The organism is Butyrivibrio proteoclasticus P6B7, assembly GCF_000622085.1.
In the GTDB taxonomy this organism is placed as follows: domain Bacteria; phylum Bacillota; class Clostridia; order Lachnospirales; family Lachnospiraceae; genus Butyrivibrio; species Butyrivibrio proteoclasticus_A.
The window spans coordinates 1-10,707 of the sequence record NZ_JHWL01000002.1 but is presented as its reverse complement, the minus strand read 5'-3'; the positions used below and the strand labels follow the sequence as shown (position 1 = coordinate 10,707).

Here is a 10,707-nt window from a genome sequence, read left to right as displayed (position 1 = left end):
TCATGTAGATCAATAGTTTATTCGAAGTCCCTTTGGATAGTGGTTCTTAAGAACTCCGTTGCTAGCCTTGCACCAGCCAATGCTGTAACCATCACAGGTTACAAGGGTCCATCCCTTTAAAGACCTGTCTTCTACTCTAAGGGTCTGTCCATTAAGGAAGCTCTGAATATCCTGTGAATCGGAAGAAATGTCATAGGAATTCTTAACTTCTGATTTATTAAGGAAAAGAGCCAGTGCATGGGAAGGCTCAAATCTATCCTTCTTAATTGTACCAAGGTGAAGTCCTGGTCTTTGTACCTTAAGTCCTGCAATTGAAGGCATATCAGGCATTGCAAGATAGAGCTGATCTCCAAACATAAAGTATGTGCCTTTAAGCTCCCTTGTAAGATTTAGTTCTTTTGCAAATTCCTTGAAAGGCTTAACCTGTTCTGGCTTAGCTTCCCTGACACGGCCACCAGGAACATAGCCATGAGCACTGGTAACCAGTTCTCCTTCTCGCTCCAAGACGCAAAGGAAATGACCCTCGCCCTTAACCTTGTGAGGCCAGAGTCTTACTGTATTCTTAACGCCCTCCATAGCTTTATCAAGCTTATCCTTGGAGATAGCTGAAAGCTCATCAATAAGCTCTTTTGAAATAAAATCTGTACGACCATTCTCCATGCCGCCTGTAAGCTCTATTTCTTTTACATGGAAGTCCTCGTGATCAAATAAGAACCTGAGAATCTGCTCCTCATTCTCTGCAGGAGCAAAGGTACAGGTTGAATATACAAGGCGGCCTCCCGGAAGAAGCATGTTGGCTGCGTTATCAAGGATCTCCTTCTGACGTTCAGCGCAGTTTACCACATTTTCTGGGCTCCACTCATCTGCCGCGTTGTCATTCTTTCTAAACATTCCCTCGCCAGAGCATGGGGCATCAACTAAGATCTTGGTGAAGTAGCCGGAGAACACCTCTGCTAGATGCCCTGAGTCCTCGTTGAGAACCATGGCATTTCCAATGCCCATACGTTCTACATTTAGAGAGAGGATCTTGGATCTGTCCCTGTTTATCTCATTGGTAATAAGGATTCCCTGACCCTTCATACCAGAAGCTATCTGCGTGGTCTTACCTCCTGGAGCTGCGCAAAGATCCAGGGTTCGGTCCCCTGGCTGTGGATCCAGGAAGTGAACTGGCGCCATTGCACTTGGCTCCTGAATATAGTAAAGGCCTGCCTCGTGATAAGGGTGCTTACCAGGAGCTACGTCGTCTTCGTAATAGTAGCCGTTTGGCTCCCAAGGGATAGTCTCGGTTAAGGAGAATATCTCTTTTACATGGCCAGACTTAAGCGCATTAAAACGAAGGCCATGATATCTTTTGTCAGTATCAAAGCTTTCTATAAACTTATTGTATTCATCGTCTCCAAGAGACTGTCTCATTCTTTCTTTGAATTGTTCTGGTAACATAATATGTCTTTCCTGATAGATAAATGTGATATTGCACAATTAATAGATTTCATATATCTAAGAAAAATATGAGGCTACCACACATGTGATAACCCCATACAATAATATCAGCAATTCAATTATTCTTCAATTTTGCCATTATTCTTAAGATATTTCTTAATGCCCTTAAAGGTCTCAGGACTAATGATATGTTCAATCCTGCAGGCATCTTCCTCAGCGATTTCTTCGCTGACACCAGCTGTAAGCATAAGGAACTTAGTAAGATTCGTATGCTTAGCATAAACGGCCTTAGCGGTCTTAAGACCTTCCTCAGTAAGAACCAGATCACCATTACCTTCAACCACTAAAAGGCCTTGATCCTTAAGGATTCCAACAGCCCTTGAAACACTTGGTCTTGAGAATCCAAGCTCATTAGCCACGTCTATTGAACGAACTGAACCGTTTCTCTTCTTAAGAATGTATATAGTTTCGATGTAGTCTTCACCTGATTCGTGCATCACTTGTCCCCTTTTCTTATACCTTCAATACTATAATTCTATTGTGCAAAAGAGATTTTGGCAACCCATAAAACGCAAAAAGAGGCAATCCCATCAATTTGATAGGATTGCCTCTCCACTACATTTTCGTTGTAATCAGCAGAATGGTGATTACTTAGCGTAATCGGTTGCTCTGCTCTCTCTAATGATATTAACCTTGATCTGACCAGGATATTCCATTTCATCCTCGATCTTCTTAGCAATATCGCGAGCCATAAGAACCATGTCTGCATCAGAAACCTGCTCAGGAACTACCATTACTCTAACTTCACGGCCGGCCTGAATAGCAAAGGAGTGATCAACACCCTTAAAGCTATTAGTAATATCTTCGAGTTCTTTAAGTCTGGATGTGTAAGTTTCAAGTGTTTCGCGTCTAGCACCAGGTCTAGCGGAAGAAATTGTGTCAGCTGCCTGTACAAGAACAGCTATAAGTGACTGTGGCTCTACGTCACCGTGGTGAGCCTCAACTGCGTTGATAACGATCTGAGATTCCTTGTACTTCTTACAGATATCTACACCAAGCTGAATGTGTGAACCCTCAAGTTCATGGTCAACAGCCTTACCAATATCATGTAAAAGACCTGCTCTCTTTGCTACTCTAACATCGAGGCCAAGCTCAGATGCTAAAAGTCCACAAAGCTGTGCAACCTCTACAGAATGCTTCAAACAGTTCTGTCCGTAACTTGTTCTGAACTTCATTCGTCCAAGAATCTTGATTACTTCAGGATGAAGGCCATGAACACCAGCCTCGATAGCTGCATTCTCACCTTCCTCTTTGATCTTCGCAGCAACTTCTTTCTGCGCTTTCTCAACCATTTCCTCAATTCTTGCTGGATGAATTCTTCCATCAACAATGAGCTTCTCAAGTGCTATACGTGCTACCTCACGACGTATAGGATCGAAACCAGAAATGACAACAGCTTCTGGTGTATCATCAATGATAAGATCTACACCAGTCATTGTCTCAAGGGTTCTGATGTTACGTCCCTCTCTACCAATGATTCTGCCCTTCATTTCATCATTTGGAAGCTGAACTACAGAAATAGTGGTCTCAGATACGTGATCTGCTGCACATCTTTGGATGGCGTTAACTACGATTTCTTTAGCCCTCTTATCAGCTTCTTCCTTCGCCTCAGCTTCCATGTTCTTGATCATGACTGCTGATTCGTGCTTTACATCATCTTCCACAATCTTTAAAAGATACTCTTTTGCCTGCTCGGAGGTTAAGCCAGAGATTTTTTCAAGTTCCTGTATCCTCTGTTCATTAAGCTTAGCAACCTCTTCACTCTTTTTGCTAAGTGCCTCTTCACGGGCATTTAAGCTCTGCTCTTTTCTTTCGATCGCTTCGGATCTCTTTTCGACGTTTTCCTCTTTCTGCTGAATTCTTCTCTCAGTACGCTGAACCTCATTTCTGCGGTCCTTAACTTCCTTCTCGAGATCATTACGTGTCTTTAACGCTTCCTCTTTTACCTCAAGGAGCTTCTCACGCTTTGTTTCTTCGGCAGATTTGAGTGCTTCGTCAATAATCTTTCTTGCCCTTTCTTCTGCACTACCGATTTTCCCCTCAGTTATCTTCTTTTGATAAGCCGTTGAAATAAACCACGCTGCAATAAAAGCGACAAGAGCTGCTACTATTCCAATAACAACATAGGTCATTACAGGAGCACCTCCTTATTAAGTTTTCATTGTACAATATTTTGTATAGTGGCCTATAAAAATGCACACTTGGATACAATTTTACAACACTATAATTTTAACTTTTATAAATTACAGTGTCAAGGCAATAGGAATGGATTACATTTTTTATTACCTGCGATAAATGGCTTAAATTTGCCCTTTCCAAGTTAGCATGTTATAATCACAAAATATTTTTTTGATGGAGGTTTGATTAAATGAAAAATAAATTGATCATGTTAATTATGGCCACAACTATCGTGTTAAGTGGCTGTTCAATGGGTCCAAGTAACCAGGCTCCTGTTCTTCCTGGTGATCTAGTTGATTCCACAAGCGAAGATAGTTCAAATACTGAAAGTGCTGGAACAGAAGCTTCCGTGGATGAATCCGACGAAGCTTCAAGTGATGTTTCCTACGCTGGAGGCCAGGATTACACAGAGCAGATCATTGCGGAGATTGCAGAAAATGTAACGGCCAACGAGAATTCTCTTAGTGATGAGCTCCTTGGTGTGGAAGAATTATTCCTTAAATACGAAGCTTATGTTGCAGCATCTTCATCACAGACAGAAATGAACGAGCTCAGTGTATGGGGCACTCTGGTATGGAAGACCGAGGTAGAAAGCCTTTTTGAAAGACTTAAAGAGGTAAGTCAGGATCCTGAATACCTTGAAGAGGAAAATAATAAATTAAATGAATATGTTGATACCATGGCAGAAAGAATGAGTGCCACCTACAAAGAAGGTACAATATATCCATCAATGTTCCAGTACAACAAGGCTATGCGCTACAGAGAGGAAGCCTTCACACTGGCAAGCACTCTGGCTGATATAAATGGTGAAGTGACATTCTCACTTCCTTCATCAGATGCCTGCGGCTATTACGGTGACTACACCACAGATGAGTACCTTATCATCACAGACAGCATGGAAAATGGCTCCTATGAAGTCTTCATCAAGCTTTCTGGCCAGGATGAGATTCATGGCTTTGGATTCGTCAACGAAGGAACTGACGAGGAATACAGCGACGCAATAGATTTTACTAGTGATGACGACAGCGTTAGCGGAACAATCGATCATTTCGCACTTGGTGCATCCTTCTATGTTACTGAATCTGATGGATCAGTCTTTGAGCAGGGTCAGACCTACGAATTCACATTTAAACATTGATAAAAGAGCTGTCATAATAAAGCCCCCGGACTCCTGATAAGTCCAAGGGCTTTTTCTTATACATTGAATCTGTCGTATTTAGGAGTACAGTCAAGGCAAAGCTTCTTACCGCCAACAAGGCGCAGCCACTTCTCTCCTGTTACTTCGCCGCAGTTCTCGCACTTGGCAGAGGCAAAGATTCGGGCATTTTCTGGAAGCTCTATTGTGGTTTCTTTTACCTCAAACATATCCTCTGGCTCGCAGTTCTGGTAATACTCAAAGGATTCTTCCCGGGTCATCTCACGTGGTCTTTCCTTAAGTACAAGGCGCACAGACTTACCAGTTGTGCGGTTGTAGAAGGAAAAGGCCTGCTTTCCTCTCATATGGAAAAGGAGATTTCCCTTTCCTACGCTGCATCCAAGAACCACCTGAATAGCATCAACTCCGCAGGCATCATTCTCTGAAATGCAGACAACATCCTCATCCTCTGAAAACTTAAAATCTAAAAGCTTAATTGCATATATAGCAGCCTGATAGCCTATTGTAAGACCTCCGCAAACGTGGCCGTGAAAGGCAGCTGCCTTATCCCATAATTCTGATTTGATCATATCAATCTCCTAATTAGCATCTTCTTAGACAAACTTATGCTAGTCTATTATCTATTTCAGTAATCAATTGCTATATTCCCATTCTGGCTATCAGCAGACCACCACAACCTTGTTGCCGTTTATATCTGCAACGGTGGTGTCCACTCCGTATACCTCTGATATTGCCTTCTCTGTCACTGTGGAGCTATCTCCATAGCTGTAAACCTCGCCATCACTGATCAGCATGAATCTGTCACAGTATTTAAGGGCAAGGTTAAGGTCATGAATAACTACCACCACCAGAATGTTGTCCTGATGGGCAATGTCAGAAACCACCTTCATAACCTCGTGCTGATTGCACAGATCAAGGCTGGCTGTAGGCTCATCCAGTAAAAGAACTCTTGGCTGCTGAGCAAGGGCTCTTGCCAGCGCAACCTTTTGAAGTTCTCCGCCTGACAGCTCGTCTACATATCTTAGAGACAGCTTTTTTAAATGCATACGCTCTATTGCCGCCTCCACAATCTTGTAGTCCTCGTCAGTTGGCGCAAACTTAATGTGAGGCTTGCGACCCAAAAGAACTGTATCATAAACCGTGAGCCTTTCAGCGTGGGTATGCTGTTCAACATAGGCCATACGCTTAGCGATATCGCATCTGGCAGCATTCTTAACATTGATGCCGTCAACCTCGATAACACCGTCCTTTGCAGGCAGAATGCGGTTAAGACACTTTAGAAAGGTGCTCTTTCCTGCGCCATTATTTCCAAGAAGTGCAAGGCAGTGCCCAGCCCCCTCGTGAACAGTGATATTCCTAAGTACCGCATCCATTCCGCGATAAGAAAAGCTAACACATTTAGTATTTATCATCTTTTCCACCTGCCTTTGAAAATGATCCATAAAAACATTGGTGCGCCGAGAACTGAAGTAATAGCACCGATTGGAAGAACGATTGGTGCGATCACAAGCCTTGCAACGGTGTCACTAAGAAGCAGTAGTATCGCTCCAGCCAGACCCGATGCAGGCAAAAGAAATCTATAATCTGTTCCAACAAACTTGCGAACCAGGTGAGGCGCAATCAGTCCCACAAAGTTAATGATTCCCACAAAGGAAACGATGGTAGATGCTGCAAAGGAGCACATTACCATTCCCATAATAAGAACGTGTCTGGTGTTTACGCCAAGTCCCTTAGCAGTATTTTCTCCACCCTGCATAGCATTGTAATTCCAGCAGTTAAAGGCAAAGTAAATGCTGACAAGAAGGACAACCACTGCGATTATGGCAATGTCCTTCCAGAAGGTACTGCCAAGGTCTCCAAAGGTCCAGTACACAACAGCCGCTACTCTCACATCATCAGCGAAGTACTCAAGGAGCGTTGTTCCTGCAGAGAACAGCGAGCTAAGAGCAACACCGGATAACAGAAGTGTTCCTGCCTCCAGCTGCTGGAACCTTGATAAAAGAACTATGAACAGAGTTGATACCATTGAAAAGGCAAAGGCACAAAGGGTTGTGACAGCGGGATTGTTAACACTAAGCTGAGCTCCCTGTGTGCTGGCTGACATAAGTCCGCCACCTAAGACGATAATGGCAAAGGCTGCGCCAAAGGCAGCTCCCTGGGAAACACCTATGGTAGATGCTGAAGCAAGGGGATTACGAAGAATCCCCTGCATAACACATCCAACTATTCCAAGACCAAAGCCTGCAAGTATTGCTGTTACCGCCCTCGGAAGACGAAGGTTAAGAATTATGATATTTTCTTTATCTGCGCCCTTTCCAAAAAGCGTAGCCAGTACCCTGTTTAGTGGAACTGTTGATGATCCAAGGGCAATTGCCAAAAGAAATGTCACAACAGTAAGCACAAAAAGTACTGCGATAAATATTCGTTTCCTACCTATAAAGGCGCGATAGTCCTGAGTGTCTTTGATGTCTGATTTATCCATATTACTCACCGATGGTCATCTGGCCAAATCCCATATTATTCTCGTTAAGAACATCAAGATAATCCATTCCGATCATTACGTTGAAGATTTCTTCAGCTTTTTCTTCGAAGTTAACATCAGCAAAGGCTTCTGGATAGATGATTGATCCAGCGTAGTAAGAGTCTACGATTGCAAGCTCCATGTTGCACCAGTAGTAGTTGAAGTTAACCTGTGAATATACCTTACCCTCTTTTACCGCTGTTAAGCTGTCGATAGCACTGCCATTTGAAGCATAGTCTTCATTAACAAGTTCCATGTTACTTGGGTTAAGGAAGATGATGTCTGGATCCCAGTCAAGGATCTGCTCCATGCTTACTTCAAATCCATCTTCTGCATCAAGTGTATCTGAAAGGTTGATAGCGTTGATTGCTTCAAGTGGTGCGTAGCCTGCGTATGTTCCTGTAAAGCCATGGCCACCACTCCAGCTTACAGCACCTGGATATACAGTTGGCTTCTGGTCTTCTGGGATATCCTTAGTTCTGTCATTAAGATCTTTTACCCAGCCATTGATAGCATCAACTACTACGTCTGAATGATCCTTGCAGCCAAGAACTTCACCAATAAGTGAAATTGAATCTGTAAGATAGTGAGAATTGAAAGCATCACCATATACGCCGATGATTGGAAGACCTGTCTTCTGAGCAAGATCTTCGATAGCTACTGTGTCTGAATCCTGGTAAAAGACAACGTCTGGAGCCAGCTCAATAAGTGCCTCAGCATAGTCTGCGTTTCCGCTTCCGCCTGAAGCTACAGCTGTACATGCAGCAAAGTGATCTTTGTTAGCATATGCGAAAGGCATTCCTGGAGCACCCTTAAGCTCCATTTCTGTACAACCAATGATCTTCTCTACGCCACCAGCATAAGTGATAAGACGAGCTGCGCTACCAAGCGCTGCGCAGGTGTTAACCTCTGCTGGAATCTCTACTTCACGACCAAATACATCAGTTACGATGCGTGTTCCTGATTCTGTAACTGTTACGTTTGCAGATGTTTCTGATGCAGCGTCATCTCTTTCACCAGTAAGAACTTCCTGATTAGCGGTTGCATCTGCAGATGCCTGTGTTGTCTGATTTGCACTTCCGCATCCCGTTAAGATCTGTGCGGCCATGAACACAGAAAGTGCTACAGCCTGTACTTTTGTTTTGAGTTTCATACTTTTTCTCCCTCCATATTTGAACCTGATAATTTCTACAGGTTATTTACTTAATCTACGCGCCAATAGATGTTTACAAGCGTTGTATCGATGCGTTCATTGACATAGCCATCAACTGCAATTGAATTAAGGTACTCTTTTACCTTATCTATGGTCTCATCTGCTGGTTCGTAGTAGCCCTTAAGTCTTCCAATGAACCAGTCCTCTGCTTCCTTAAGTGTCTTCTTGGGAAGCCATACAGTCTTGGCATAGGAAATTTCTGGGTTATAGCCCAGTCCCCAAAGGGTATCAAAGGCGTAGGCCACAGAGTCATCTACTCCTATCCTCTCTGTTACGCCAGCGATATGCTTAATCTCATCAAAGACTTTGTCTGTGCGCCTTGCAGGCTTACACAGAAAGCACGCGCCTTTTGATACCTCGCACATTTTAACGAGGGTACTGTAATCTGCTACAGCAGGGGTTGTGTGGGCAAAGACCACGTCATATTTCTTTTTAATAGGTGAAATGTCACAGGTGTGCCAGTTACTGACACTTAAGTGTAGATTCTGAATGTTGTGCTCTTTGGCATAGGCATTTCCAAGCTCCACCATACGAGGCGATAAGTCGACGCCATCAGCCTTAGCCACCTTAGAAGCAAGTTCTACTGAGTAAGCTCCTGCTCCGCAGCCAACATCCAGTGTTTCCATAGATTTATCAAGCTGAATCTTTTCAGCCATGAATTTAAGAAATGGATCTTCTTTGAAATTGTTCTTTTTCTCGTAAAGGTATTCCTCTGCAGTGCTGTCCCATGCAGCAATCTCAGCTTCTACGTTCCCCTCACGCATTTTCCACGCTTCTTTAATCTGCTCTAGATTCATATATCCCCCAATACATGCATAAAACAAGCTGCGCTATTATCTAAGTGCAGCTTGTTTCTGTAATAATCGAAGTATATCATTGTAAAAATGCGTGCGTAAGCCCCCTAGGGGGTTGTTTTTGTGTTTTTGTGTTTTTGTGTTTTTGGGCTCTTATACCAGCTTACAGATTGGCAATCCCCTTAAGTGGGTTAATTACTACATCCATGATTTATTTCCTCGCAAATATTGTGTACCAATCGACTTCTTCTATATCCTTTGGTGGGAAAAAGGCTGGGAACATAAGAGTTTGTATGTCCTTGTATCCAAGAGCTTTTAGTTTATCTAAAATTAGTGATACCCCCATCTGCTACGAGGCTGTCGTAAATTGTCTTCATGCTAGTCCTCGTTGTTATGTTCAGTTATAGTGCTTCAACACATCTATTCCAAGTAGCAGTGCCTTCTCATGGGAGTCTGAACCGAATCCTCTTGTATCGTATTCATGAACATTGGCAAGGGAATCCGCTGTGAAAAGGAATTGTCCATACTTGGCGCCACGTTTCCTGCAAACTGCCGCCAAGGCTGCGCACTCCATCTCAACAACTGAGCAGCCTTCTTCCAAGCGGTACTTAACCATGTCTTTAGTCTCTCTGAAAAATGCGTCTGTAGTCCATGTTGTGCATGTCACAAAAGGAAGATTGTGAGTTTTGAAACAGTCTTCAATAGCGGCAATTGGCTCTTCATCAAGCTCAATGTATCTAGATGCTGGAAGGTAATGGTAAGATGTCCCTTCATCTCGTAGCGCCTTGGTCGGAACTATAAATGCATTCTCCGGCATCTGTGCTAAAACGCCGCATGATCCAACTGCAATTACCTTCTCGCATCCACATGCCACAAGAAAATCAACAAGAGAAGCTGCTGCCGGCGCTCCGATTGTTGGCTGTACCAGACAGATATCCTCATCATCCTCGTGTAAAACATAAACCTTTATGATGTGAGAAACAGTAATGAAGTCTTTCACAACCTCGGCTTTCTTTTCCTCAGCATACTTCTGAACCACATCTCCAAGGAAGGCTACAAGGCACTTCTTAGGTAGCACCAATCCCTCACTATCATGATCAGGCGCTATAACCTCCAATGAGTGATCGTCGTATTCTAGTACTGGTATCTCGTTCTTTGTTATCACTATGCTGCCTCCCTTAATGTATTTATTTGTGTGATTAAATTCGGATATAACGAGCCATGCAAGATGATTTCCGATTGGGCCGATGGGAGCTTGCTCACAAATCGGCACATATCGGAATCAGCCTATAAGGCGACAAGACGGATGAAATAGAATGCGTCAGCATTCTATGAATTCGCCTTG

Annotated in this window: 10 protein-coding genes; 1 reads left to right on the top strand and 9 read right to left on the bottom strand. The window is 43.3% G+C overall.

Going from position 1 to position 10,707, the window contains the following annotated elements; genetic code table 11:
- Positions 1 to 9 precede the first annotated feature (9 nt).
- The 3 genes from T541_RS0101645 to rny form a co-directional block, all read right to left on the bottom strand.
- A complete protein-coding gene (locus T541_RS0101645; protein ID WP_026651054.1) occupies positions 10 to 1,440 on the bottom strand; it encodes an RsmF rRNA methyltransferase first C-terminal domain-containing protein in 1,431 nt (476 codons plus the stop codon).
- Positions 1,441 to 1,559: 119 nt separating this feature from the next.
- Positions 1,560 to 1,937: a metal-dependent transcriptional regulator gene (locus T541_RS0101640; protein ID WP_026651053.1), complete on the bottom strand. Its 378-nt coding sequence runs from the start codon at positions 1,935 to 1,937 to the stop codon at positions 1,560 to 1,562.
- Between the two features lie 150 nt (positions 1,938 to 2,087).
- Positions 2,088 to 3,632, bottom strand: a complete 1,545-nt coding sequence (gene rny, locus T541_RS0101635) for a ribonuclease Y (RefSeq protein WP_026651052.1) — start codon at positions 3,630 to 3,632, stop codon at positions 2,088 to 2,090.
- A gap of 236 nt (positions 3,633 to 3,868) precedes the next feature.
- Between rny and T541_RS0101630 the strand changes: the two genes are divergently transcribed.
- On the top strand, positions 3,869 to 4,816 hold the full coding sequence (locus T541_RS0101630) for a hypothetical protein (RefSeq protein ID WP_026651051.1): 948 nt from the start codon (positions 3,869 to 3,871) through the stop codon (positions 4,814 to 4,816).
- Positions 4,817 to 4,872: 56 nt separating this feature from the next.
- On the opposite strand, the gene T541_RS0101625 is transcribed toward T541_RS0101630, so the two are convergent.
- The 6 genes from T541_RS0101625 to T541_RS0101600 form a co-directional block, all read right to left on the bottom strand.
- The gene (locus tag T541_RS0101625) at positions 4,873 to 5,403 is read right to left on the bottom strand and encodes an FmdE family protein (protein WP_026651050.1); all 531 of its coding nucleotides are present in this window, start codon (positions 5,401 to 5,403) and stop codon (positions 4,873 to 4,875) included.
- 90 nt (positions 5,404 to 5,493) lie between these two features.
- The gene (locus T541_RS0101620; RefSeq protein WP_026651049.1) at positions 5,494 to 6,246 is read right to left on the bottom strand and encodes an ABC transporter ATP-binding protein; all 753 of its coding nucleotides are present in this window, start codon (positions 6,244 to 6,246) and stop codon (positions 5,494 to 5,496) included.
- Positions 6,243 to 7,316 carry a FecCD family ABC transporter permease gene (locus tag T541_RS0101615; RefSeq protein ID WP_026651048.1) on the bottom strand — a complete coding sequence of 358 codons (1,074 nt, stop codon included), beginning with the start codon at positions 7,314 to 7,316 and terminating at the stop codon, positions 6,243 to 6,245. The genes T541_RS0101620 and T541_RS0101615 overlap by 4 nt, the downstream gene beginning before the upstream one ends.
- A gap of 1 nt (position 7,317) precedes the next feature.
- Positions 7,318 to 8,508 (bottom strand): ABC transporter substrate-binding protein, encoded by a 1,191-nt coding sequence (locus tag T541_RS18500; RefSeq protein ID WP_051538035.1) that lies wholly within the window; start codon positions 8,506 to 8,508, stop codon positions 7,318 to 7,320.
- Positions 8,509 to 8,558: 50 nt separating this feature from the next.
- Positions 8,559 to 9,365 (bottom strand): class I SAM-dependent methyltransferase, encoded by an 807-nt coding sequence (locus T541_RS0101605; RefSeq protein ID WP_026651047.1) that lies wholly within the window; start codon positions 9,363 to 9,365, stop codon positions 8,559 to 8,561.
- 394 nt (positions 9,366 to 9,759) lie between these two features.
- Entirely contained in the window at positions 9,760 to 10,527 is a 768-nt protein-coding gene (locus tag T541_RS0101600; protein ID WP_026651046.1) for a nucleoside phosphorylase, read from the bottom strand.
- Between the last annotated feature and the right edge of the window lie 180 nt (positions 10,528 to 10,707).

Bases quoted from the DNA above. Each gene is read 5' to 3' on its own strand.
- T541_RS0101625 (WP_026651050.1), bottom strand. From the start codon at position 5,403: ATGATCAAATCAGAATTATGGGATAAGGCAGCTGCCTTTCACGGCCAC.
- T541_RS0101615 (WP_026651048.1), bottom strand. From the start codon at position 7,316: ATGGATAAATCAGACATCAAAGACACTCAGGACTATCGCGCCTTTATA.
- T541_RS0101640 (WP_026651053.1), bottom strand. From the start codon at position 1,937: ATGCACGAATCAGGTGAAGACTACATCGAAACTATATACATTCTTAAG.
- T541_RS18500 (WP_051538035.1), bottom strand. From the start codon at position 8,508: ATGAAACTCAAAACAAAAGTACAGGCTGTAGCACTTTCTGTGTTCATG.
- T541_RS0101645 (WP_026651054.1), bottom strand. From the start codon at position 1,440: ATGTTACCAGAACAATTCAAAGAAAGAATGAGACAGTCTCTTGGAGAC.
- T541_RS0101620 (WP_026651049.1), bottom strand. From the start codon at position 6,246: ATGATAAATACTAAATGTGTTAGCTTTTCTTATCGCGGAATGGATGCG.
- rny (WP_026651052.1), bottom strand. From the start codon at position 3,632: ATGACCTATGTTGTTATTGGAATAGTAGCAGCTCTTGTCGCTTTTATT.
- T541_RS0101630 (WP_026651051.1), top strand. From the start codon at position 3,869: ATGAAAAATAAATTGATCATGTTAATTATGGCCACAACTATCGTGTTA.
- T541_RS0101605 (WP_026651047.1), bottom strand. From the start codon at position 9,365: ATGAATCTAGAGCAGATTAAAGAAGCGTGGAAAATGCGTGAGGGGAAC.